The organism is Shimia sediminis (assembly GCF_003990645.1).
Lineage (GTDB): Bacteria > Pseudomonadota > Alphaproteobacteria > Rhodobacterales > Rhodobacteraceae > Shimia > Shimia sediminis.
On the sequence record NZ_RYZK01000010.1, the window covers coordinates 97,957 to 122,482 of the forward strand.

Annotated in this window: 25 protein-coding genes and 1 tRNA gene; 14 read left to right on the forward strand and 12 right to left on the reverse strand. The window is 59.8% G+C overall.

Annotation, left to right across the window (positions count from 1 at the left end; translation table 11 throughout):
• The first annotated feature begins 17 nt into the window (after positions 1-17).
• Positions 18-983 (forward strand): LysR family transcriptional regulator, encoded by a 966-nt coding sequence (locus EK369_RS17615; protein WP_127115585.1) that lies wholly within the window; start codon positions 18-20, stop codon positions 981-983.
• A gap of 9 nt (positions 984-992) precedes the next feature.
• Here EK369_RS17615 and mhpA read toward each other — a convergent pair whose 3' ends face one another.
• The 6 genes from mhpA to EK369_RS17645 form a co-directional block, all read right to left on the reverse strand.
• Positions 993-2,465, reverse strand: coding sequence for a bifunctional 3-(3-hydroxy-phenyl)propionate/3-hydroxycinnamic acid hydroxylase MhpA (mhpA, locus tag EK369_RS17620; RefSeq protein ID WP_127115586.1), 1,473 nt, complete (start codon positions 2,463-2,465; stop codon positions 993-995).
• Positions 2,458-3,429 (reverse strand): VOC family protein, encoded by a 972-nt coding sequence (locus EK369_RS17625; RefSeq protein WP_164727037.1) that lies wholly within the window; start codon positions 3,427-3,429, stop codon positions 2,458-2,460. The genes mhpA and EK369_RS17625 overlap by 8 nt, the downstream gene beginning before the upstream one ends.
• 162 nt (positions 3,430-3,591) lie before the next feature.
• Positions 3,592-3,668: transfer RNA gene (locus EK369_RS17630), tRNA-Arg, on the reverse strand.
• Between the two features lie 60 nt (positions 3,669-3,728).
• Positions 3,729-5,117: a sensor histidine kinase gene (locus EK369_RS17635; RefSeq protein ID WP_127115588.1), complete on the reverse strand. Its 1,389-nt coding sequence runs from the start codon at positions 5,115-5,117 to the stop codon at positions 3,729-3,731.
• A 21-nt stretch (positions 5,118-5,138) separates the two neighbouring features.
• Entirely contained in the window at positions 5,139-6,557 is a 1,419-nt protein-coding gene (locus tag EK369_RS17640; protein WP_127115589.1) for a dihydrolipoyl dehydrogenase family protein, read from the reverse strand.
• Positions 6,557-7,288 carry a TVP38/TMEM64 family protein gene (locus EK369_RS17645; protein WP_127115590.1) on the reverse strand — a complete coding sequence of 244 codons (732 nt, stop codon included), beginning with the start codon at positions 7,286-7,288 and terminating at the stop codon, positions 6,557-6,559. The genes EK369_RS17640 and EK369_RS17645 overlap by 1 nt, the downstream gene beginning before the upstream one ends.
• Before the next feature lie 290 nt (positions 7,289-7,578).
• On the opposite strand from EK369_RS17645, the gene rpmH reads away from it, so the two are divergent.
• From rpmH to yihA, 9 genes are all read left to right on the forward strand, one after another.
• Positions 7,579-7,713: a 50S ribosomal protein L34 gene (gene rpmH / locus EK369_RS17650; RefSeq protein ID WP_048599009.1), complete on the forward strand. Its 135-nt coding sequence runs from the start codon at positions 7,579-7,581 to the stop codon at positions 7,711-7,713.
• A 25-nt stretch (positions 7,714-7,738) separates the two neighbouring features.
• Entirely contained in the window at positions 7,739-8,161 is a 423-nt protein-coding gene (gene rnpA, locus EK369_RS17655) for a ribonuclease P protein component (RefSeq protein ID WP_127115591.1), read from the forward strand.
• A 63-nt stretch (positions 8,162-8,224) separates the two neighbouring features.
• Positions 8,225-8,479 (forward strand): membrane protein insertion efficiency factor YidD, encoded by a 255-nt coding sequence (gene yidD, locus EK369_RS17660; RefSeq protein ID WP_127115592.1) that lies wholly within the window; start codon positions 8,225-8,227, stop codon positions 8,477-8,479.
• A gap of 108 nt (positions 8,480-8,587) precedes the next feature.
• Positions 8,588-9,097, forward strand: a complete 510-nt coding sequence (locus tag EK369_RS17665) for a hypothetical protein (protein WP_127115593.1) — start codon at positions 8,588-8,590, stop codon at positions 9,095-9,097.
• Between the two features lie 90 nt (positions 9,098-9,187).
• Entirely contained in the window at positions 9,188-10,057 is an 870-nt protein-coding gene (ttcA, locus tag EK369_RS17670; protein WP_127115594.1) for a tRNA 2-thiocytidine(32) synthetase TtcA, read from the forward strand.
• Positions 10,058-10,096: 39 nt separating this feature from the next.
• A complete protein-coding gene (locus EK369_RS17675) occupies positions 10,097-11,650 on the forward strand; it encodes a putative bifunctional diguanylate cyclase/phosphodiesterase (RefSeq protein WP_127115595.1) in 1,554 nt (517 codons plus the stop codon).
• Positions 11,651-11,770: 120 nt separating this feature from the next.
• Positions 11,771-13,582: a membrane protein insertase YidC gene (gene yidC, locus EK369_RS17680; RefSeq protein WP_127115596.1), complete on the forward strand. Its 1,812-nt coding sequence runs from the start codon at positions 11,771-11,773 to the stop codon at positions 13,580-13,582.
• Positions 13,582-14,325, forward strand: a complete 744-nt coding sequence (locus tag EK369_RS17685; protein WP_127115597.1) for an MOSC domain-containing protein — start codon at positions 13,582-13,584, stop codon at positions 14,323-14,325. Before yidC ends, EK369_RS17685 begins: the two co-directional genes overlap by 1 nt.
• A complete protein-coding gene (gene yihA / locus EK369_RS17690) occupies positions 14,325-14,978 on the forward strand; it encodes a ribosome biogenesis GTP-binding protein YihA/YsxC (RefSeq protein ID WP_127115598.1) in 654 nt (217 codons plus the stop codon). The genes EK369_RS17685 and yihA overlap by 1 nt, the downstream gene beginning before the upstream one ends.
• A gap of 159 nt (positions 14,979-15,137) precedes the next feature.
• On the opposite strand, the gene EK369_RS17695 is transcribed toward yihA, so the two are convergent.
• On the reverse strand, positions 15,138-15,869 hold the full coding sequence (locus EK369_RS17695; RefSeq protein ID WP_127115599.1) for an SDR family NAD(P)-dependent oxidoreductase: 732 nt from the start codon (positions 15,867-15,869) through the stop codon (positions 15,138-15,140).
• 113 nt (positions 15,870-15,982) lie between these two features.
• Here EK369_RS17695 and argB point away from each other — a divergent pair, with 113 nt between their 5' ends.
• The 4 genes from argB to EK369_RS17715 all read left to right on the forward strand — a co-directional run bounded on the left by argB (position 15,983) and on the right by EK369_RS17715 (position 18,853).
• Positions 15,983-16,846, forward strand: coding sequence for an acetylglutamate kinase (gene argB / locus EK369_RS17700; protein ID WP_127115600.1), 864 nt, complete (start codon positions 15,983-15,985; stop codon positions 16,844-16,846).
• Positions 16,847-16,915: 69 nt separating this feature from the next.
• Positions 16,916-17,710: a sterol desaturase family protein gene (locus tag EK369_RS17705; RefSeq protein ID WP_127115601.1), complete on the forward strand. Its 795-nt coding sequence runs from the start codon at positions 16,916-16,918 to the stop codon at positions 17,708-17,710.
• Complete coding sequence (locus EK369_RS17710) at positions 17,710-18,366, forward strand: ferredoxin (protein WP_127115602.1); 657 nt, start codon at positions 17,710-17,712, stop codon at positions 18,364-18,366. The genes EK369_RS17705 and EK369_RS17710 overlap by 1 nt, the downstream gene beginning before the upstream one ends.
• Positions 18,356-18,853: a SixA phosphatase family protein gene (locus tag EK369_RS17715; RefSeq protein ID WP_127115603.1), complete on the forward strand. Its 498-nt coding sequence runs from the start codon at positions 18,356-18,358 to the stop codon at positions 18,851-18,853. Before EK369_RS17710 ends, EK369_RS17715 begins: the two co-directional genes overlap by 11 nt.
• Before the next feature lie 49 nt (positions 18,854-18,902).
• Here the strand turns inward: EK369_RS17715 and EK369_RS17720 are convergent, their stop codons facing one another.
• From EK369_RS17720 to EK369_RS17740, 5 genes are all read right to left on the reverse strand, one after another.
• Positions 18,903-19,694, reverse strand: a complete 792-nt coding sequence (locus EK369_RS17720; RefSeq protein WP_127115604.1) for an amino acid ABC transporter ATP-binding protein — start codon at positions 19,692-19,694, stop codon at positions 18,903-18,905.
• Positions 19,695-19,706: 12 nt separating this feature from the next.
• The gene (locus EK369_RS17725; protein WP_127115605.1) at positions 19,707-21,194 is read right to left on the reverse strand and encodes an amino acid ABC transporter permease; all 1,488 of its coding nucleotides are present in this window, start codon (positions 21,192-21,194) and stop codon (positions 19,707-19,709) included.
• A 1-nt stretch (position 21,195) separates the two neighbouring features.
• A complete protein-coding gene (locus EK369_RS17730; protein WP_127115606.1) occupies positions 21,196-22,452 on the reverse strand; it encodes an amino acid ABC transporter permease in 1,257 nt (418 codons plus the stop codon).
• 129 nt (positions 22,453-22,581) lie between these two features.
• Positions 22,582-23,598 carry an amino acid ABC transporter substrate-binding protein gene (locus EK369_RS17735; protein ID WP_127115607.1) on the reverse strand — a complete coding sequence of 339 codons (1,017 nt, stop codon included), beginning with the start codon at positions 23,596-23,598 and terminating at the stop codon, positions 22,582-22,584.
• Positions 23,599-23,813: 215 nt separating this feature from the next.
• The gene (locus EK369_RS17740) at positions 23,814-24,524 is read right to left on the reverse strand and encodes an ATP12 family chaperone protein (protein ID WP_127115608.1); all 711 of its coding nucleotides are present in this window, start codon (positions 24,522-24,524) and stop codon (positions 23,814-23,816) included.
• Positions 24,525-24,526 lie beyond the last annotated feature (2 nt).

The window sequence follows — 24,526 nt, forward strand, 5'->3', positions numbered from 1 at the left end:
CTATGGATTGAATTCCCATGCCCCAGCCCCGTCAGTTCAGCCCCGGCCTGATCCGTTCGCTCGAAGTGCTTGTGGCCGTGGCCGAAACCGGCCAGATGCGCTCGGGCGCGCGGCTGCTGGGCCTCACGCAACCCGCCGCCTCGCAACATATCGCCGCGCTTGAGAAAGAGTTCGGCACAACGCTGCTCGACCGCAGCACACGGCCTGCGCGCCTGACTCATGCAGGGTTGCGCCTACACAGTCAGGCCCAGAAGATTCTTCATGCCCTCACCGATATGGAGACCGAGATGCGCCACACCGGCGGCAGCTCGATCAGCCTGATCCGCATGGGGCTTCAGGCTTCGATTGCCACCACCCTGACCCCGGCGCTGGTGTCGCTGGCCCAAGACCGCTACGGCGTGCGCGACATCACCCTGCACGCGGGCCAAAGCGGCGATCATGAACGGCTCTTGCGCACCAAGCAGGCCGATCTCGCGATCACGTCGAACCCGTTTCTCGATCTCGACGGTCTCGACCGCCACCCGATCCTGACCGAGGCCTTCCTCTTGGTCCTGCCAGCCTCATATTCAGGCCCCACCGACAGCCTGGAAGCCGTGCAGGAACGCCTGCCACTGGTGCGTTTCGCCGACAGCACCAACGCGGGCCGTCAGATCATGCAACACCTGCGCCGCCTGCGGTTTGAACCCCGCCGCGTGATCCAGGCCGACCGCTCCAGCATGGTGACCTCCTGCGTGGCAGAGGGCATGGGGTTCAGCCTGCTGACACCAACGCTGCTCATCGACGGCCTGGTCGAAAACATGCCGCTTCGCTTGTTACCACTGCCGGTTGTCGGTCTCTCGCGGACACTGACGGTGGTTGCCCGCACCGGTGAGCTAAAGGGCCTGCCCAAAGATGTGGCGGCCCTGTCTCACAAGGTGCTTCGAGAGAAAATCGACGAATTTGTCGGCCCGCAAGGCACAAAGGCTATTCTGGACGAAAGCTGACCCCGGGCCCTACAAAGGCGTGGAAATCTCCACCGCCACAAGCCCCTCCAGATCCCCCTCGCCCTTGGCCGTCCCCGCGATGTAGCGATCGGGCCGGAGCAGCACCGCATCCACGTCCAACCCATCCAGCGCTGCGCCCAGTTCAACGTGGTCCACCGCGCTCAGGACCATTGCAGAAGGCGTCACGCCCTCTGGCAACCCGTTCCGCACAATCAACACGGGCGCATAACCCACCACATCGTCCATCTTACGTCCGTCTGCCAGCACGGGCTGCCCAAACAACGTGCCGCGATGGGGCGTCAACGAGGTCAACATCCCGCCCAGATCACTTTCGCCCAAGGATGGCGCGATGGTCTCCATGCGTTTCGATCCCGAGGCCGTCTGCTCGCCGAGGTCCAGCGCCCCCTGCGCATCCAGCGCATTGATCAAGCCGCCCAGTCGCACCGCGGTTTCAATAAAGGCCTGCGCATTGGGTGCGCGTTCCGCCTGATAGCTTTCCAGCAAGCTTTCAGGCGCCAACCCTTTGACACATAACGCCAGTTTCCACGCCAGGTTCGCCGCATCGCGAATACCGGCGCACATTCCCTGCCCCATGAAGGGCGGCGTCAGATGTGCGGCGTCGCCAGCAATCATCACCCGCCCCTTGCGCCACCTTTGCGCCACTGCCGAGCGAAACGTGTATACCGCGCTGCGCTCCAGATCTGCGTCTTCTGGTGTGATCCAGCGCGACAGAAAATCCCAAAGACGCTCAGGCGAGGTAACTTGTGCGTCGCTCTCTCCGGGTTTCACCGTGATCTCCCAGCGCCGCCGGTTGCCCGGGCTGCGACAATAGGTGATCGGGCGATCGGGATCACAGAATTGCAGCGTGTGATCGCCCAGATCGGGGCGGTCGCGCTTTAACAGCACGTCCACCACCAGCCAGCGTTCCTCGAACCCCAGATCGTCCATGCCCGACCCGATGACATCGCGCGTGAACGACCGCGCCCCATCGCAGCCCACCACATAGCTGGCCGACAGCGTGCGGGTTTCTCCCGTCGCCCCTTGGACGGTCAAAGTCACCGTCTCGCCACTGTCTTCGAGACCGACGACCCTGCACTGCGCGAACACGGTCACATTGGCTTTCTTGTCCAGGCGGGCGCGCAAGAGCTGCTCCAGGTCCGGCTGATGCAGGCGATAACTGGCATGCCACCCTTGGGGTCCCGCCCCTTGCGGCCTTGGCCAATCAAGCAATAAATCCCCTTCAGGGCTCATGAAGCGCATGCCGGGATTGACCCGCACCCGGTCCTCCAGTGCGTCGGCCACGCCTGCGGCCTGAAACACCCGCATCGTCTCGCCATCAAAATGCACCGCGCGCGGTAAATGATACATCGCCGCCTCGCGTTCGATCACGGCCACTCGCAGCCCGCAGTTCGCCAGCAGATTGGCCAGTGTCGCCCCGGTCGGCCCATAACCAATGATGGCAACGTCAAACTGTTCAGCCATTGCGCAGCGTCTCGTATAGCCAGGGGCATTCCACCAAGGGCGGCGCGCGCAGGCCCTCTTCGCCCGCCTTCAGGCGCATCTCCAGAAACGGTTTGCGTGCCGCTTCGGGCAGATGCAGCCGGTCATGGCCCCAAAAACTTGGCCCACAGGTTGTCTCGTGTGGCTCCCATGTGGCCGGATCAATCACCCGCCCGCCCCAGCCGTTCTCAACAAAAAACCCTGAGGGTGAGTTGGCATAAAAGCTGGTCATATAATCGTTGGTGTGCCGCCCCAGCGTGTAGGCAATGCCATCCTCGCGCTGACAGGCAATGTCATAGCCCTGCCCCATGTCATCAAGGTTCTGATACTCGACCATAAAGTGATGAAAGCCCGAGTTCCCCGAGCCGACAATGGCAAAGCTGTGGTGCCGCCCGTTGACATGGAAAAAGTACAAGGGGATCGGCTTCAAACCATAATCGCTGACATGGAAACCCAAAACATCCCGGTAGAACGGCAGCAAGGCCTCGGCATCCGGCACATGCAACACCGCATGCCCCATGCCCAAAGGACCGGTCTTGAACCCGTCAATCGGGCGTCCCGGCACAAAGGGTGTGTCCGCCACCTGCGGCTTCCAGACCAACTCGACCCGGTTGCCTGCCGGATCATGGGTCACGATGAGGTCTTCGACACAGCGCCGGTCCGCAAGGTCCCGGCTGCCAAACGACACGTTGTGCCCTGCGTCGTCCAGGCGCCCTGCGAAGGTCTGCAAATCGTCCTTGTCGTCAACTTCCCAGCCCACAAAGGCCAGGGTTTCACCGGGTTCATCCGACACCACCAGCCGCTGCACCAGATCATCCATGCGAAACGACAGCTGCCGCCCGCCCTGATCTGCCACCTGCATGGCCAGAACCTTGCCCGCAAAGGTGCGCCAGTCCTCCAACCGGTCCGAGCGGACCCCAAGATACCCCAGCGATGTTATCGGCAATTTTCGTCCTCCCCGGATGCTCGTGGGCAGCATAGGCTCATGGTGCGGTTGGGACAATCGCTGTTGGTCGGACCGTCGGTGGCCAATGTGAAGCGCTGAATCCCAAGGCCCAAAGCAAAAGAAAAAGGCTCAGGTATCGCTACCTAAGCCTTTGAAATCTTTTGGCGCTCTGGGGAGGATTCGAACCCCCGACCCCTTGATTCGTAGTCAAGTACTCTATCCAGCTGAGCTACCAGAGCGCGGTGGAGTGGGATTTAGAGCGAACGACCGGGGTATGCAAGAGCAAAATCCGACAAAAATCAGGAATCTGCCACATCGCCTTTGGGCAGGCATATTTCAAAGGTGGTTCCGCTCTCGCCCGTGGCCAGCAGCTCCAGCATCCCGCCATGGCCGCGCACCAATTCCGCCGAGATTGCCAGCCCCAGACCCGAGCCGCCCTTGCGCGTGCCGCCCTGAAATGGTGTGAACAAATGCTCCTTTGCCTTGGGCGGCAGGCCGGGCCCGGTATCTGCCACGGTGATGAACCACGCGTCATCCGCTTCTCGGGCCGACACCGAGATCTCGCCGGGCTTCGTGCTGGCAACAATGGCCTGGCGCGCATTGCGCACAAGGTTCGCAATCACACGATAAAGCTGCTCGGGATCAGCCCGCACCGTCAGTCCTGTCGGGATATCCTCGGCAAAGCTGATGTCAAACTCGCCCACTGCCAGGCGCTCGCTTTCGATCACATCACTGACGATGTCGCTCAGGGTCAGATGACACAGGCGCGGCGGCGGTTCTTCTGCTTTGCCAAAGGCCAGCGTGCTTTCACACAGGTTCACCGCGCGGGTGATCGAGTTCACCAACTTAGGCGCCATGCGTTTGACCGCGGGGTCCTCGCTCATCTCGATACGGTCCGTGAACAGCTGAGCCGAGGTCAGAATGTTGCGCAGATCATGGCTCACCTTGGCCACGGCACCGCCCAGCTGTGCCAAATGCTCTTTCTGTTTTAACGAGGCCGTCAGCTCGACCTGCAGCGACTGCAACGCCTCTTCGGCCTCGCGCAACTCGGTCACACTGGCCGTCGGCTGGATGATGCGCCGGGCATCCTCGGGGGCGGCGGCATAGGATTTCATATAGCTGACAACGCCCTTGATCGGTCGCACGAGAAGCCCCCGCACCGAAACGAACAACAGCGACGCCGTGATCGCGGAAATGACCGCTGACAGCCACAGAATCGTCAGCCCATAATCCAGCATGGCCGCCCGCAGGCCCGCCGTCTGCATGGTGATCTCGATCAGCAACCCGGCTTCCAGCACCGGCGCCCCGATCACGCGGATCACCCGGTCTTCGCCGTCAAACAGCCGCCGCATGGCGTCCCCGATCAGATCAAACGGCCCTGCATTGCGCAGATCAAACGTCGCATCAATCGGCTGGGGCATGGGAGAGGACAGAACCAGCTGCCGCATTTCATCGCGACGCAGCACGACGTTGAACACCTCGGCGTTGCGCAACAGTTCCGCCTCAAGTTCGTCGTCGATCATGTCATCGGCCAGCAAAGCCAAAGAGGCAATCTGAGCCCGCTCAAGTCGCGACAGCAGATAGTCTTCGCGGAACCGCGCTACCGAAGGCACAAAGATCAGCACCTCTGCCAGCATCACGAAGATGATGGTCAGGATCAGAAACCGGCCTGATAGCGACTTCAACATGCCTGTGTTACCGCGCTCCGTTCATGGCAGCCACCGTTGCACGAACCCGACCACCTTCTTGACCCTAGGACTATCAAACAGTCTGGGTGAGAAATAGGCCCCTGCGGCACGTTTGCCAATTTCCGCCACCGTGGGATAGGGCGCAACCATGCCTGCGATCTGGCCCATCTTCAACTTGTTGGCAATCGCCAGCGACCACAGCGTGATGTGCTCACCGGCCTGATGACCAACAATCGAGGCTCCTACAGGGCGCCCCTTGACCACCATCACCTTGATCAGCCCTTTGGCCTTGCGTTCGGCAATCAGCCGGTCGTTGTGATCCAGATCGAACCGAACGACCTCTAGCCTGTCGCCATGCGCCGCGCGCGCCTCGGCTTCAGTCAGGCCCACCTGCGCCAGCTCTGGGTCGGTATAAGTGGCCCAGGGGATGTGCGAGGTTTTCTGTTTCGAGGGCAACCCAAACAGAGCTGAGCGGATAATGACGCCGGCATGATACCCGGCCACATGCGTGAACTGCAGCCCACCGGCCACATCGCCAATGGCATAGACCTTGCGGTTGGTTGTCTTCAGGCTGTCGTCGACCTTGATTGCCCCCCGCTCAGCGGCGATACCTGCCTTGTCCAGATCCAGACGTTCGATATTGGGCTTGCGTCCCACCGCCATCAACAGATGCGTGCCCTTGAACACGCGCCCGTCGGTGGTCTCGATCTCAATCGCGCCTGCTTGACCGCGAATTTCGGCGGCAATGGCGTCTTCTTCAATCGCAATCCCTTCGGCCTCCAGCGCCTCCAGCACAAAGCCTGCCAGTTCCGGGTCATCCTTGCCCAGCGCCTTGGCGCCTTCGATGACCGTGACCTCGGACCCCAAACGTCGATGCGCCTGCGCCATCTCCATACCAATTGGCCCACCGCCAATGATCATCAAGTGCTCGGGTTGCTCACGGTTCTCAAACAGCGTCTCGTTGGTGTCATAGGGGACCGTCTCCAGCCCCTTGATCGGCGGCACCAAAGGCGACGACCCGGTGGCAATCACAATCCGCCGCGCCTGGATCACGTGATCCCCCGCCTGCACCTCATTGGGTCCCAGAAACTGGCCGTATTCTGAGATCACCCGAACCCCCAAGCCTTCAAACCGCTCGACCGAGTCATTCGGCTCAATCTCGGCAATGACCTCGGCGACGTGATCCTTGACCTTGGCAAAGTCGATCTGCGGCACCTGATCCGCCACGCCGAACGCTGCGGCATGGGCCTGACCGTGGGCAACCCTGGCGCTGGCCAACAGCGCTTTGGAGGGCACACAGCCAAAGTTCAGGCAGTCACCGCCCATCTTGTGCCCTTCCAACAGGACAACATCGGCGCCCATCTGCACGGCCCCGGCCGCAACCGACAACCCGCCCGAGCCTGCGCCAATGACCAACAGGTCCGTCTTGATCTTTTCCATCAGAGGTCTTTCCCGCCCCGCAGGGCCTTCAACAACATCGGCAGCGCAGCCAGTGCGCAGAGCCCCAGAATTGGCAACAGGATATGCGGCTCAAAAATAATGCCCAGGTTGGGTGTCTCGCCTTGTTCAAAGACCTCCCCCAGGCCCGCTCCAACCGACGTATAAACAACGCCTCCGGGAATGATGCCGAAAAACGTCGAGATCACAAAGCGCGACAACGATACGCCGACAAAGGCGGGCAACAGGTTGGCCACAAAAAACGGCACCACCGGCACCAGCCGCATCAGGAACAGCATCGACCACTGATTCTCGTCAATCCCGTCCTTCAGCCGTTTGATCCGTCCTTGCGAGGTGTCCATGCCCGCCGCCAGACGTTCACCGAATCCCCAGCGCGCCGCCTGAAAGATCAGGGTCGCGCCGATTGTGGCGGCAATCACGTTAAACGCGGACCCGGCCACGGTTCCAAACAAGAAGCCACCGGTGAGCGAGGCGATCAATGCTCCCGGCAGCGAAAAGGCCACGATCACAACATAGATCGCCATGAACACAAACGCGGCCCAGACATAGTGATTGTCCCGATAGGCCAACAGCGCCTCGCGATTCTCGCGCAAGGTCTCAAAGCTGAGGTAGTCACCCAGCGTCACCGCACCGATCACCGCCGCCAGTAAGATCAGCGCAAAAGGCAACGCCCTGCCCCAGCCCGGCTTACGGGTATCCGTGATATCGCTCATTCGCTTGCCCATCATTCTCTCTCCAATGCAACATGCGCGACGTGGCGGTGAAACAACAGGGACTTCACGGGTGGTTGATCCAAAGCCCTCAATCCGTGATAAGCAGGGGGTCAAATCATGTGTTTTGAAACAAACCCGGTGACGGTGGGTGGAAATTATTGCAAAACCCGCTGAAAAGCCCTTCGCGGCGTTTGACTTATCTGAAGCAGCCCCCTATAGACCGGGCTTCGAATAGCACCTGGGCCCGCGATTCCGTTCGCGAGGCGCCCTGATCAGACGGAGACGGAGCGATGAAACGCACCTACCAACCCTCGAACCTGGTTCGCAAACGCCGCCACGGTTTTCGTTCGCGCATGGCCACCAAAGCCGGTCGCAAGATCCTGAACGCACGCCGCGCACGCGGTCGCAAGTCGCTGAGCGCTTAAAGCTCACCGACCCCGTTTAGACGGAATGACACCGCCGGAGGCCCCCAAGGATGGCATTGCCGCCCAAGGGGAAACGCCCCCGGCGGTTTCCGTTTGTCTTGAGGTTTTAAAAAAACGCAGCGACTTCCTCGCCGCGGCCCGCGCCCGCCGTCTGGGTACGGGGGCGATGATGGTGCAGGCGCGTAAACGCCGCGATGACGAAGACGTCGCCGCGAACGTGATCCGCATCGGCTTTACCTGCTCCAAGAAAGTTGGCAATGCCGTTGCCCGCAACCGTGCCAAGCGCCGGATGCGCGAAGTGGCGCGCCTGATCCTGCCCGCACAAGGCCAACCCGGATGGGACTATGTGCTGATCGGTCGCAAAGATGCCACTTCGACTCGCGAATTCGCCGCCCTGCAAGGCGATTTGCGCTACGCGCTGCGCAAACTGCACTCTGCCGGGGGTTAGGATGCAAAGGCCGGGCATCATATGCGTCTTTCCCTTGATGCAGCATGGGCCTAACATCGCACCATGACCCCGCTCGCCCATATCGTTGCTTTGCCCGTCCGGTTCTACCGGCTGGTGTTTTCGCCCTGGGTCGGGTTCAACTGCCGCTATCAACCGACCTGCTCGGCCTATGCCATGGAAGCGCTGGAGAAACACGGCGCAATCAAAGGCAGCTGGCTTGCCGCCAAACGCATCGGACGCTGTCACCCTCTTGGCGGCGACGGATACGACCCGGTGCCTGATCCTGCCGCCAAAGCAGACCCAAAAACCGGCAAGTAACCGCCACATCCGCGTCAAGAACGGCCGCCCTCTCCTTTTGCGTCTGGACCCCAAAGCAGGACAGCTTAAGTTGCAGGTGACAGCATTCCACACCCAAGAGGATTTCCAATGACCTTTGCTAAATTCACCACCGCAGCAGCCCTGACCGCAGCCCTCGCAACCTCGGCCGCGGCCTCGGATCGCTATACCCACTACGGCTCGGTCGAAGGCTGGAACGTCTTCACCGACGCCGAGAAAAACACCTGCTTTATCGAGGCCAAGGACGACGCCGGTAATGTCGTGCAAATGGGCCTGACCGCCGAAGACCGCTCGGTCGCCTATATCGGCGTCTTCACCACCGCCGAGACCGATATCAAGAAGGGCCAGAAAGAGGCCGTTGCCGTGGTTCTGGGCGATAACCTCTATGTGGGCGAAGCCACCGGCATGCGCGGCAACATCACCAAGGGCTATTCCGGTGGATATGTTCTGACCAACGACCCTGAAATCGTGATGCAGATCCAGAAGCAGCGCGAAATGGTTGTCTTCCCGGAAAAGGCCTATGGCTTCATCGTCGACCTGACCGGCACCTTCAAGGCCATCGAGATGGGCAAGGAATGCAACGCCAAGGCGATGCAATAACCCACCCTCTCCTTTTGCCATGATCCAGCGCCGCCCCACCCCGGGCGGCGTTCTCTTGTCTGATCGAGCCAATTGGCCTAAAGGCAGCCCATGCTTGATGATCTCGACGATATCCACCCGCTGTTCCATGGCGCCCCCTCTTCCGCCAGCTTCAAGAAGCTGCGCAAACGCATCGTGCGCCAGACGCGCGAAGCGATTGAACAGTATGGCATGATCGAACGCGGCAGTCGTTGGCTGGTGTGCCTGAGTGGGGGCAAGGACAGCTACACCCTCTTGGCCGTCCTGCACGAGTTGCAGTGGCGCGGCCTTTTGCCCGTCGAAATCCTTGCCTGCAACCTCGATCAGGGTCAGCCGAACTTTCCGGCCACCGTTCTGCCCGAGTTTCTGGAACGCATGAAAGTGCCCCACAGGATCGAATATCAGGACACTTATAGTGTCGTGAAAGACAAGGTGCCCGCAGGCCGCACCTATTGCGCGCTCTGTTCGCGCCTGCGCCGCGGCAACCTCTATCGCATTGCGCGCGAAGAGGGCTGCTCGGCGGTTGTGCTGGGCCATCACCGCGACGACATCCTCGAAACCTTTTTCATGAACCTTTTCCATGGCGGGCGGCTGGCCACCATGCCGCCAAAACTCGTCAACGAAGAGGGTGATCTTTTTGTCTATCGCCCGCTGGCCCATGTGGCCGAGGCCGACTGCGAAAAATTTGCCAATGCAATGAACTACCCGATCATTCCCTGCGACCTCTGCGGCTCGCAGGACGGGTTGCAGCGCCAGCAGGTCAAGCAGATCCTCGACCAGTGGGAGGTCAATTCGCCCGGTCGCCGTCAGGTCATGTTCCGCGCCCTGATGAACATCCGTCCGTCGCATATGCTGGACCCCAAATTGTTCGATTTTGCCGGGCTGATGCTCGGATCGAAAGAATTTGAACAAATTGAAACGCAAATACCGAAGCTGCGTTAACCGACCTCTTGGGCACATCTTTTAACTTGGCCGGGAATCATGTCCCGATGGAGCATCCTGGCCGTGCAACTGCCCAACCTGGCAAAATCTCTCGCGCTTTCCGGCCTTGGCCGTCGGCTTTTGGTGCTGTTGGTGCCCCTTTTTACCTTGGGCGCCTACCTGCTTGGGGGGGAGAAATGGCTCTTGCTCACGGCACTTTTCCTGCCGCTGCCCTTTTTGCTGCGTAAATCGGCGCCTCAGCGAACCGTCGGGCGCAATGATCGCGATGGGTTGACGGGGTTGCTGGTGTCGGGCGCCTTTGAAGAGGAATCCAACGCCGTTCTCCAGGATCTGGACGGCTCTGGCATGTTATCCGCAACACTGTGTCTGGAACTCGACCGGTTTTCCGAAGTCCGCAACCGCTATGGCGACAATGCAGCTGAGGATGTCCTGAAGTACGCGGCGCGGCGCATCACCGCGGCACTGCGCAGCAACGATGTGATCGCGCGCACCGGCGACGCCCGCTTTGCAATTTGCCTTGATCCCGTGCGGGTTCTGGATCTTGAGATCTGCTTGCAGCTGGCCAGCCGCCTGCAAACCGCATTGGAAGAACCTGTGCCACTGCAATCCGTTTCGATCTATCCGACCTGTTCTGTGGGTTTCTGCCTTTCCTCGCGTCTCGGGCACCCCAATGGGGCGACCCTGTTTGAGGCCGCAGACATGGCACTGTCCGAGGCGCGCCGCACCGGGGTCTCGTCGATCCGGGCGTATCAGCCAGGATTTCGTCGCCGTGTGGCATCGCGGCGCAAGAATGATCTCGAGGCCAGCAAGGCATTGGACCGCGGCCAGATCCAAGCCTGGTTCCAGCCACAGCTTTGCACCAACACAGGGCGCGTGTCGGGGTTCGAAACACTGGCCCGCTGGAATCACCCCAAACGCGGCATCATCCCCCCGGTTGAGTTTCTGGGACCCATGCAGCAAAGCGGTCAGCTAGAGCGTCTGGCCAGCCGCATGCTGGCCGAGGCTCTTGGCGCGCTCAAGGCCTGGCACAAAGCCGGATGGGATGTTCCGACTATCGGGGTTAACTTTGCCGGAGAAGAACTGCAAAATCCCGCCCTGCTGGACAAGATACGCTGGGAGCTGGACCGCTTTTCGCTTGAACCGCAGAATCTCTCGGTCGAAGTGCTTGAAACCGTGATTGCCGGGACGCCGGACGACGTGGTCGTGCGCAATGTGAACGGGCTGGCCGAATTGGGGTGTGGTATCGATCTCGACGATTTTGGCACCGGTCATGCCTCGATATCGTCGATCCGCCGCCTGCGCGCCTCGCGGCTCAAGATCGACCGTTCTTTTGTCACCCGGATTGATCAGGATATCGAACAACAGCGAATGGTAGCCGCCATCGTCACCATGGCAGAGAGGCTGGGCCTTGAAACCCTGGCCGAAGGTGTAGAGACCCCCGGCGAACACGCCATGTTGGCGCAACTTGGCTGTGACCATGTGCAGGGCTTTGGTCTGGGACGGCCCATGCCGTTTGAAAAAACCTTCGAATGGTTGCGCGCCTATCATGCACACACACCGGACATGCCGGAAATTCCCCAACGCGGCCTCTGAAACGGTGTGAGGGGGTCGCAATCGGGCAGAACGGCGCTGCCGGGGCCGGAATCCGCTTGACCTTTTGGCCGCACCTCTGTTGAACCACCCCAACGTTTCAAGACACAGGTGGCCCAGGCAATGGACGATCAGAACAAGAACCTCATCCTCGCGACGGCGCTCAGCTTTGCCGTGATTCTGGTTTGGTTTCTCCTGTTCCCCCCACCCGATCAACCGCTCGAAGACCCCAATGCGCCCGCGGTCACAGCCGACAACGCGCAGCCTGCCGCGATCACGTCGTCTACCGCTGCGCCGGTCGGAACAACACCGTCCACCGCGGACACCGCCGAACAGGCCAACGCGCCGCGTATCGACATCGAAACCGACCGTCTCAGCGGCTCGATCTCGCTCTTGGGCGGGCGTCTCGACGATCTGAAACTGAAAGACTACCGCGAAGAGCTGGCCGAAGACTCGCCCATCGTGACCTTCCTGTCGCCCAAGGGCCAGCCCCACGCCTATTACGCGCTCTATGGCTGGGCCCCCGGCGCAGGCCTTGACCTCGACACCGTGCCCGGCGCCAACACCGTCTGGTCGGTCGAGGGCAACGACACGCTCAGCGAAACCGCCCCGGTGACGCTGAAATGGGACAATGGCACCGGTCTGACCTTCCGCCGCACCATCGCCGTCGACGAGGATTATCTGTTCACCGTCACGCAAAGCGTTGAAAACACTGGCGCAGGCACGGTTTCGATGGCCCCTTACGGCACGCTGACCCGCCATGGCGAACCCGAAGACCTGAAGAACTTTTTCATCCTGCACGAGGGCCCGATGCGCCAACTCGCCGAAGAGCGCGAAGACCTCGACTATGACGACATGCAGGACTTTGGCGCCGACCCGGTCTGGGGCGCAGGTGCCAGCGTCGAACAGGTCCCCGCCAACGGCTGGACCGGCTTTACCGATCACTTCTGGATGGCCATGCTGATCCCGCAAAACGATCAGCCCTTTACGTCGGTCCTGCGCTATTCAGCCCAGGCTGACACCTACGAGGCCATTGCCCGCTTCCCGACCATGACATTGGCTCCCGGTGAGACACAGGAAATCACCTCGCGCCTCTTTGCCGGGGCCAAGGAATGGGAAACCATCCGCAACTACCAGAACGAAGACGGCATCCACCGCTTCCTCGACACCATCGACTGGGGTTGGTTCTTTTTTCTGACCAAGCCGATTTTCTGGCTCTTGCACAACCTCAACGTTGTCATCGGCAACATGGGGTGGTCGATCATCGGCCTGACCATCATCATCAAGATCGTGGTCTTCCCGCTGGCCTATAAATCTTATGCCTCGATGGCGAAGATGAAGGAACTGCAGCCACAGATGGAAAAGCTGAAAGAGGCCGCCGGAGACGACCGCCAGAAGATGCAGCAATCCATGATGGAGCTTTACAAGAAGGAAAAGGTAAACCCCGCCTCTGGCTGTTTGCCGATCCTGATCCAGATCCCGATCTTCTTCTCGCTCTACAAGGTGATCTTCGTCACGCTGGAACTGCGCCATGCCCCCTGGGCGCTCTGGATCAATGACCTTTCGGCGCCGGACCCCTCGTCGATCCTGAACCTCTTTGGTCTTCTGCCCTTCCTGCCACCCGAACCCGGCTCGATGCTCGCGATCATCAGCCTCGGCGTGCTGCCGATCCTTCTGGGTATCTCGATGTGGCTGCAACAGAAACTGAACCCGGCACCCACCGATCCGACGCAACAGATGATCTTTGCGTGGATGCCCTGGGTCTTCATGTTCATGCTCGGCAGCTTTGCGTCCGGCCTCGTGCTCTACTGGATCACCAACAACGTGATCACCTTTACGCAGCAGTACCTGATCATGCGCAGCCACGGCTATAAACCAGACGTGTTCGGCAACATCAAAGGGTCGTTCAAGCGTAAAGAAAAGGCCAAGGACTGATGGCGCCCCGCGTCGCAGCCCTCTGGCGGCACCCAATCAAAAGCCACGGGCGGGAAGCGCTGCAAAGCATAGCCCTGACTGCTGGCCAGACGATGCCCTGGGACCGCCGCTGGGCCGTGACGCACGAAGCTTCCAAGGCGGACGGCAGCCGTTGGGTGCCCTGCGCCAACTTTTCGCGCGGGGCCAAGGCTCCGGGACTGATGGCGATTTCCGCAACCTCGGACGAAGCCCTGAACACGGTGACCCTGAACCACCCGAAGTTGGGTGAGTTCACCTTTGACCCCGACAAGCAGCTTTTGGGCTTTCTCGACTGGATTCGCCCAATCATGCCCGCCGAGCGCGCGCAGTCGGCCAAGATCATCCGTGTTGATGGCATTGGCATGACCGACACCGACTTTCCGTCGATCAGCCTTTTGAACATCGCGTCGAATGACGCATTGGCCGGCCAGATGCAGACCGATCTCGCGATGGAACGCTGGCGCGGCAATATCATCATGGACGGATTTGACCCTTGGGCCGAAAAAGGCTGGGTGGGCAAGACTGTGAAACTCGGCAGTGCCGAACTTGAGGTCCGCGAGGAAATCACCCGCTGCCTTGCCACCACGGCCAATCCCGCGACCGGCCTCCGGGACGAGGACACGCTTGGCGCGCTGAACGCCCTTGGCCATCAGGAATTCGGCGTCTACGGCGTTGTTACCAAGACCGGCAAGGTCTCGGTTGGCGACGCGATTGAGGTCATCTGATGCAGCTCCCTTTCCCCATTGTCGAAGAGCCCGACGCACACGCCCGCGAGACTGGCCGCAAGCTTTTTGCCGGCAACAACAGCGAATTCCTCAAGGGTGTCGTGGCCATGTCCGGACTGCCCGTCGCGGACCGGGTCGAAGTGTGTTTTGCGGGGCGGTCGAACGTTGGCAAATCCACCCTGATCAACGCGCTCACCGGGCGCACGCGGCTGGCCCGCGCCTCGAACACGCCGGGCCGTACGCAAGAGATCAACTATTTCACGCTGGCTGACAGCCACTATCTCGTCGACCTGCCGGGCTATGGCTATGCCAACGCGCCGCTGCCGGTGATCGAGAAATGGCAGAAGCTCCTGAAGCAATACCTTTCGGGCCGTGCCACCCTGCGTCGCGCCTTTGTGCTGATTGACGCGCGCCATGGTGTCAAATCCGTCGACGAAGAGATCATGAGCCTCCTCGACAGTGCGGCCGTCACCTTTCAGGTGGTCATGACCAAGGCCGACAAGGTCAAGGAAAAGGACCGCGCCAAGGTTCTGGATCAAGTGCGCGCCAGGCTCTCGAAGCACCCCGCCGCGTTTCCCGAACTGGTGCTGACCTCCAGCGAAAAGGGCGACGGTATCGCCACCCTGCGCGCCATCATCGCAGGCCTCGCCTGATCCTCACGTTAACCCTTTCGGTGGTTTTACCGCCACCGTGCGGGACGTTAATGCGGGGGCATACCGGCCCCAACACCGACGCAATACCGACGTTATACCGACGCGATACAGATCGCGGTTTTGCCATAAAACACAGGCCTTAACCCCTGATTCGCGCGACTACACGTGCTGCGCGCCGTTAACCTCGATTTCAGCGCCGGAAATGTATGAACTTTCTCCTGAGCACAGAAAGTAGATCGCCGCCGCGACTTCTTCGGGTTGTCCCAGTCGTTGCAGGGGCAGCTTTTCGACGATCTTGTCAGTGCCGGGGCTGAGGATCGCAGTCTCCACCTCGCCCGGCGCAATGGCATTGACCCGCACCCCCAAGGGTCCGAAATCATGCGCCATTTCCCGCGTCAGCGCGGCCAGCGCCGCCTTGGACGTGGCATAGGCCGCCCCGGCAAAGGGATGCACCCGACTTCCGGCAATCGAGGTGACGTTGACCACCGATCCCTTGGCCGCAGCCAACTCTTCCCGCAACCCCCGCGCCAACACGACCGACGCGAAAAAGTTGACGTGAAACACCTGTCCCCATGTGGTCAGATCCGTGGTGAGCGTGTTCAACCGCTGACCCTCTGGCCCCTTCGGAGACACCCCGGCATTGTTCACCAACGCATCCAGCCGCCCCCCCAGCATCTCTTGCAGCACACCAACCGCGTTGATCGTGTCGGCGGGGTCGGACAGGTCCAGCTGCAAGTGGTTGGAAGGCTTGGCAAAAGGGCACTCCGGCGCGCAGGGCGTCCGTGACACGGTGACCACCCGCCACCCCTCGCGATTGAACCGGCGCACCGTGGCGTGGCCGATGCCGCGACTTGCGCCTGTAATCAAAAGGGTTTTTTGGGAATCACCCATGATCTTGCTCCTGACCTCTTCGGCGCTACTCTATGCCCTTCCTCTGCGGCTGCAATGCCTCTTGGCAGGTGCGGCCCAACCGTCTAACAACGTCGCCCAAGAGGACACTGACCATGAAGAAGCAGAACATGAACCGCGATTGGATCGCCACCGCCCGCACCCTGTCCCAGGCCCTGCCCTATCTGCAGCGCTACACAGGGGCGATTGTTGTCATCAAGCTCGGCGGTCACGCTATGGGCAGCGACGAAGCGATGGATGATTTCGCCCGTGACGTGGTGCTGATGCGCCAGGTCGGCGTCAACCCGGTGATCGTGCATGGTGGTGGCCCGATGATCAACGCGATGCTGGAGCGCCTTGAAATCCAATCGGAATTCGTCGACGGCAAACGGGTTACCGATGCCGCCACCGTCGAAGTTGTGGAAATGGTGCTGTCGGGCGTCGTCAACAAGCGCATCGTTCAGGCCATCAACGGTCAGGGTGGCAAGGCCGTCGGCCTTTCGGGCAAGGACACCAACCTCATGGTCTGCGATCAGACCAACCCGGACCTTGGATTTGTCGGCACCCCTGCGGAAATGAACCCTGACTTCCTGCACGAATTGTTCGCCACCGACACCATCCCCGTGATCGCCCCCCTGGGCGCGGGCCGCAATGGCGAAACCTTCAACGTCAACGGCGACACCGCCGCCGGTGCCATCGCTGCTGCCCTCAAGGCTGATCGCCTGCTTCTGCTCACCGATGTGGCTGGGGTCAAAGGCGCCGATGGCGATGTCATGACCGAGTTGAAGGCCCAGCAAATTCGCGACCTGACTGCGGATGGCACCATCGCAGGCGGTATGATCCCCAAGACCGAAACCGCGCTCAACGCCATCGACGGTGGAGTACGCGCTGTGGTCATCCTCGATGGTCGCGCGCCCAATGCCTGCCTGCTCGAACTGTTTACAGAACACGGTGCAGGCTCTTTGATCCGAGGAGACTGAACTCAGGGCTTACAATATTCCGCAGACGGAATATATCTATCGAACCCCCTTTTGTGAAAAGGAACCGCGATGGAAAACGAAGCCCTGATCCGCCTGTCCGTCTTTGCCGGCCTCTTTACGCTATTCGCGGTGATCGAGGCCCTCGCCCCGCGCCGTGCCCGCAGCCAGCCGCGCAGCACCCGCTGGGTCACCAACTGGGGCATGACCATCCTCAACACCATCACCATGCGCCTGATGGCGTTTGGCCTGCCGCTACTGGCCGTTGGCGCGGCCATGGATGCGGGGCAACAGGGCTGGGGCCTCTTCAACCAGGTCAATCTTGGTGTCTTGCCCGAGACTCTGCTCGCGATACTGATCTTTGATTTTGCCATCTGGACGCAGCATCTCATCACCCACAAGGTGCCGATCCTCTGGCGCCTGCACCGTGTCCACCATGCGGACCGCGACATTGACGTGACCACCGCGATCCGTTTCCATCCCGTGGAAATCGCCTTGTCGATGCTGCTCAAGATCGGTCTGGTCTACCTGCTTGGTCCTTCGGCACTGGCCATCATCCTGTTCGAAATCCTGCTCAATGGCACCGCCATGTTCAACCATGCCAACATGCGCCTGCCCTTGGGGCTGGACGCTGCCCTGCGCACAATTCTGGTCACGCCCGACATGCACCGGGTGCATCATTCCGTAAAACGTCGCGAACATGACAGTAACTATGGGTTTGCCCTGTCAATCTGGGATCGAATGTTCGGCACCTACATCGCCCAACCCGAAGCCGGGCATGAGAATATGGCCATCGGCCTGCAATGGCAGGACGAGCGCCCCTCAAAGCTTGGCTGGAGCCTCTGGCTCCCGTTTCGGAGAAAGTGATGTATGACCTGATTGCCAAAACGGCGGCAACCTATCAGCTGGACATTTTCGGCGGCTTTCATCCCGACCCAGATGACGACATCCTGAACGGCGCTCAGACCCTGCTGTTACTGGGGCCAAAGGAACCCGGGTTCTGGCCCTACTTCACGACAAGCCCCGAGTATCTGGATGGCACGCCCAATCCGGTGGATCGCTGGTCATCGCGCACGGTGACCGCGCTCGCCACCGCCTTCAATGCTCAGCCCTATTTTCCCTTTACCGGCCCGCCATATCAGCCGTTCTTCAAATGGGCCGAGCGCAGCGGACGGTGCCATCAATCTCCGATAAACCTTTTGGTGCATGATACCGCAGGATTGTTCACGTCTTTCCGCGGTGCCCTTGGCTTTGGCAATCGATTCGATCTGCCGCCCGCGCCGCCCAATCCCTGCGACAGCTGCGCTGAGCGACCCTGTCTGACAACTTGTCCGGTCGGTGCGCTCTCGGAAGGGGTCTATGACGTTAACACCTGCCGCGAGGCAATTGGCACAAATGACCCCGGCAATTGCCTGGCGCGCGGATGCGTCGCGCGGCGTGCTTGCCCCCCCTCGCGAGCCTATGGCAGACTCGAGGCGCAATCTGCCTATCACATGCGAATGTTTCTGGAAAATGGCGCTTAGACTCATCCTCACCCGCCACGCCAAATCAAGCTGGAAACAGCTGGATTTGCCTGACCATGCCCGCCCCCTGAACAAACGCGGCCGCGCGTCGACAGAAGCCATCGGAGACTGGCTTCGGAGCGAGAATTGGGTGCCGGATGAGATGCTGAGTTCCGACGCCGCGCGGACGCGAGAAACGGCGGAACTCATGGGGTTTGACGTTGATCCGGTCTTTCTGGCTGCGCTCTATCACGCCGGTTCCACGATGATGCTGAAACACCTGCAGAGCGCGACCGGCGCAACCGTGGTGATGATCGGCCATAACCCCGGAATAGCCGAATTTGCCGAACGGCTGGCACGGGATCTACCCGCGCACCGGCGCTTTCTGGACTATCCGACCTGCGCCACAACGTTGTTCGAATTTGATGCGGACACCTGGGCCGACGTGTCCTTTGGCACGGGCAAGGTGAGGGATTTCGTAATCCCACGGGAGTTGGTGGCCGCATAAGAAAAGGCGGGGAAAACCCCGCCTTTCCAGTAGCCTATACCTAAGAGACTTAATGACCCAGGATCTGGCTGAGGAACAGTTTGGTCCGCTCGCTCTTGGGGTTGTTGAAGAACTCTTCCGGTTCGTTCTGTTCCACGATCTGACCGGCATCCATAAAGATCACTCGGTTCGCGACCTGACGGGCGAAGCCCATCTCGTGCGTCACGCAAAGCATCGTCATGCCCTCTTCGGCCAGTTCGATCATGGTGTCGAGCACCTCTTTGATCATCTCCGGGTCAAGCGCCGAGGTCGGTTCGTCAAACAGCATGATGCGCGGGCGCATGCAAAGCGAACGGGCAATCGCCACACGCTGCTGTTGTCCACCCGAAAGCTGACCGGGGTACTTGTCGGCCTGCTCGGGGATCTTGACCTTTTCAAGGAAGTGCATCGCTGTTTCTTCGGCTTCTTTCCGGGGCGTCTTGCGCACCCAGATCGGGGCCAGCGTGCAGTTCTCCAGAATGGACAGGTGCGGGAACAGGTTGAAGTGCTGGAAGCACATGCCAACCTCGGACCGGATCTTGTCGATGTTTTTCAGGTCCGAGGTCAGCTCGATCCCATCCACGACAATCTTGCCCTGCTGGTGTTCCTCCAGCGCATTGAGACAGCGGATCAGGGTGGATTTGCCCGAGCCCGAAGGCCCGGCAATCACGATCCGCTCGCCCTGATTGACGGTCAAGTTGATGTCGCGCAACACGTGGAACGATCCGTACCACTTGTTCATGCCAGAGATTTCGATGGCGACCTCGTCAGAGACCTGCATCTTGGAGCGATCGATTTCGCGATCTGTTGTAAGTTCAGACATTTGCAGAACTCCTTATTTGTGGCCAGTCTGAAGCTTGCGCTCCAGGTACATGGAATAACGGGACATCGAGAAACAGAAGACAAAGAACAACACGGCGATAAAGCCATAGAGCTCCCAGACAACCCCGTTCCAGTTCGCATCAGCGCGGATCGCATTGGTCAGACCCAGCGGGTCAAGCAGGCCAATGATCGACACCAGCGTGGTGTCTTTGAAAACGCCGATAAAGGTACTCACGATGCCAGGGATCGAGATCTTCAGAGCCTGAGGCATAATGACAAGGCGTTGCGCCTGCCAATAGTTCAGTCCCAGAGAATCCGCGCCCTCGTACTGTCCCGTCGGCAAAGCCGCCAGACCGCCCCGCACCACCTCGGCCATATAGGCCGCGGCAAACAGGGTCACCATGATCAGCACCCGCAGGATGATGTCAAAGTTGGTACCCGGAGGCATGAACACGTTCAGCAACGTCGATGCGACGAACAACAAGGTGATCAGCGGCACACCGCGGATGAACTCGATAAAGCCCACGCACAGCGCCTTGACGATCAACAGGTCCGACTGACGCCCCAATGCCAGAACGATGCCCAGGGGCAGTGATCCGACGATGGCCACAACGCCGATTGTGATCGACAACATAAAGCCACCAAACTTGCGGCTTTCGACCGCCTCAATCGACAATGGGATGATGCTTTCCATCACACCGGCAAATGTGCCGACAAGGAACAGCCACCAGATGATTGCGGCCAACGGACCAGCAATCAATCCAGCAAGTCCGCCCACCGTCTTGGCCAATGCGGCATAGACGTAGTATCCAATCACAAACCCGAGAATGGCCCCGATTGGCACCCAAAGGGACCCACCCCAGAGCAACCAGGGGAAAATGAACGGGAACAGCGCCGAAAAAATCAGCGGATTGGGCAGGCGTTTGGCACCTTGGGCAATCTGCTCGGCCCGGTCCGCCTTGTCTGTCGCGAACAAAGTATAGGCGAGATACGCCGCACCTGCAGCCGACAGGATACGCAGCACCCATGCGATGATGCCACCAAAGGCAAATGTGGCCAGCAGGATCACAACCGCCAACAGGAACCAGTTCATCCGACGCGAGATCATGTTGAACAAGATCGGAATGACGGCCACGAACATCAGACCAAACGTCACAATGGGACGCCAGTAGAGGTCGGACGGATAAAAGCCGAACATCAGCTGGATCCAGCGTTCACGGATCACGCCCCAACAGGCGCCAGCAAAATGCCCTTCTTTACCCTGCGCATGCAGAATTTCACGGCACTCGTTCAACGAGCCAGCATTCCAGGTCGGAGAAAAGACCCATGGCAGCAAAGCCGCCAAAGTGTAGAAAATCGCCGCCAGGGACAAAATCGTCATCACCGAGTTTCCAATACCCGAGAACAGGTTCTCGCGCACCCAGCCGATGATCCCAACCTCGGACGCCGGTGGCGCCTGCTCGGGGAGCATGTCTTTGCGGACAAATCCAATATCAGACATATCAGCGCTCCTTCAGTTTGACGGATTCGTTGTACCAGTTCATCACTGCTGAAATGCTCAGCGAAATGATCAGGTAACACAGCATGAGCAGCAACAGCGTCTCAAGCTCGCGTCCGGTTTGGTTGAGGGTGATCCCGCCCAGTGTGCCGGTGATGTCCATGTAGCCCACGGCAATCGCCAGCGACGAGTTCTTGGTCAGGTTCAGATAGTTCGAGATCAGCGGCGGAATGATGACCCGCAGCGCCTGAGGCAGAACCACAAGGCTCATGATCCGGTTTGACCGTAACCCCAGCGCCGCTGCCGCCTCGGTCTGACCATGGCTGATCGCCATGATGCCCGCCCGAACGATCTCGGCAATAAAGGCCGCCGTATAGAGCGACAAAGCCAGCCACAACGCAATCAAGGAGTTCCGCATATGCGTGCCACCCTTGAAGTTGAAGCCCTTCAGCTCGGGATAACCAAGGTGAAAGCCCAGCGCGACCAGAACGATCAGCGTCGGAACGGCGATCAGACCCAGGTTGATATGCCATGTTGTCGGACGTTCACCCGTAGCTTCCTGAATACGGTTGGCACGTGCAGTCACTTTGCGTGCCGCATAGATACCACCAAACAGAGCCGCGAGAATGACCAACAGGTCAATGCTGATCCCAAAGGCGCCAAACACTGAGATGTCACCCAATCCCCGCGAGAACAAAGGCTCCGGGATATAGATGCCGCGGTTTGTAAAGGCGACAGTGTCAAACAGCTTCATCGTGGCTTCGGGGTTGTCCCCCCTAAAGGCGCGTGGTGCCGGCAGCGTCTCGATCAGGATCGCCATGGTGAACACGATCCACAACAGCACAGGCACGTTACGGAAGAATTCAACATAAACCGTCATGATCTTGGAGATCAGCCAGTTTTTAGACAGGCGCAGGACACCGATGATCACACCCAGAACCGTTGCGGTCGCACAGCCCATCACTGCCACAAGCAGCGTGTTGAGCAATCCGACAAATGCAGCGCGCAAATGGGTGCTTTGCGAGTTGTAGTCGATAAGGCGTTGGTTGATGTCATAACCTGCAGGCTCGCCCAGGAACCCAAAGTTGGGTTCTTTGCCCAGGGTCGCAAGGTTCTGTGCAGTGTTTGAAATCAGCCAGCCGATCAAAAGCATGAACCCGATCAGCGCGACGATCTGAATTGTCATCGAACGATACCGGGTGTCGTATATCAGCATACCCAGCTGAAACGACTCCTTCGGAGGGTCGGTCAAAGTTGTCATATGGGAAGTTCCCCGTTGCGCGGCCTTGTTTTTTTGTGGCTTTTTGCCGGTGGCCGTTTTTTTTGAACTTTATGTATGCGCTAGATGCGCAAAGGGCGCGGAAATATTCCGCGCCCTTTGTCGTTGTATTTAGCGGAAGGGCGGCGAGTAGATCAGGCCGCCATCGGTCCACTGAGCGTTCAGGCCACGGGCCAGAGCGATCGGGGTGTTTTCACCGATGTTCTTCTCAAACAGTTCACCGTAGTTGCCACCAGCCATGATGGCCGATTTGGCCCAGTCAGCCGACAGGCCGAGCATCTCGCCCAGGTTACCTTCGGTACCCAACAGACGGTTCACTTCGGGGTTGTCGGTGCCAGCGGCCAGTTCACCAATGTTGGCCGAGGTCACGCCCAGCTCTTCAGCAGTGATCAGCGCGTTCAGGGTCCAGCGAACCACGTCGCCCCAGTTGTTGTCGCCATGGCGAACAAGCGGACCAAGCGGCTCTTTCGAGATGATTTCAGGCAGCAGCACGTGTGCGCCCGGATCTTCGAAAGTGGCACGTGTCGCGGCAAGGCCCGACGCGTCGGTGGTGTAAACGTCGCAGGCACCAGCCAGATACTGTTGCTGCGCTTCAGCGTTGGTTTCAATCGGAACCGGCTCGTAGCTGATGCCATTGGCGCGGAAGAAGTCCGCGAGGTTCAGCTCGGTTGTGGTGCCGGTCTGGATACAAACGGTTGCGCCGTCCAGATCCTTGGCCGAGGACACGCCCAGCTCAGAAGGAACCATAAAGCCCTGGCCGTCATAGTAGTTGACGCCCACGAAGGTGAACTTGAGGTCCACATCGCGCGAGAAGGTCCAGGTGGTATTACGGGCCAGCATGTCGATCTCGCCTGAGGCAAGAGCGGTGAAGCGGGTTTTACCAGTGGTCGGTACGAATTCGACGGCAGCCGGATCGCCCAGAACCGCGGCAGCAACCGCACGGCAGACGCCAACGTCAAAGCCATCCCAGTTGCCGTTCGCGTCGGGCGCAGCAAAGCCGACGAGGCCGGTGGTGACGCCGCAGTTCAGCTTGCCGCGCGCTTTGACATCGTCCAGCGTACCAGCAGCAGCAGCGCCGGCCGCCAAGCCAGCAACAGTCAGCGCACCAAAAATTACGGATTTTTTCATTTTTACCTCTTCCTGATGGTTCACCCATTTAGGGTGTTATTTTCCGGCCGAGTGAGACCGGGTTGGATAAAGCAAAGGGTGCTCCCCCCCTTACAGGCACTCAGTTTGGGCGGAATCATCGCAAAACGTCAAGAGCCGCATCAAGGATTTCAATCATTACGCGCACAAATAATCGTAATCCCGCCCCCCTGACAGCAAGCATATGAAAATGCACATTATTTTTGCGAAAGTCGGAAAAAGCGATCCGCATGCAAAAACGCTTGGCGCTTTATCTCGGCATGTTCGGTAGCTTCTTCGTCCGAACCCCACTGTTGTTCCTGCCAGTCTTCGTCCACCCGGGAAAGGGCCCAAAGCTCTTCAATGGGGCGCGCTTGATGCACTGCGGCAAAGCCAAGGATCAAAGATCCCGACAGGCTGACAAGGTCGTGAAACGCTGCCATTTCAAAGTTCGTGAGGGCGTGAACCTGCTGCCGCAACCGGGCCAAAGCTTCGGGCGGCTGAGCCACGTGAATAACCCCACTCACCGGAGCCAGTTCCGCGCCCAGCGTTGACGCGGCCCAAGCCAACATCGGGTCCCACTTTTCCGCCTGTCGCGCGATCAGCTCGGCTGGCTGCGTGGCTCGGTAACACAACAGGTCGGATCCACCATATTCAGCCAGCATTTCGGCAACCTCGCCATGCTGCTGGCCCACCTTGTCGATCGCCGCATTGGCTGAACGTGTCACCGGCATAGTCCGGGGATCGATTTCGTCTTCCTGAGCTTGCCATTCAGCTGCAATAGCGTCAGCCATCGCTCGAGTCGGTACTGTGAGTGAGACCTTGGCGGGAGTCTTTACCCGACGCCCGTCCAGTTCTATCGCGAACCCTCCGTCATCGCTGGCAACTCGCGCCGCTTTCCAGAACCGTTTCTTTGCCCAACCGCTCATGT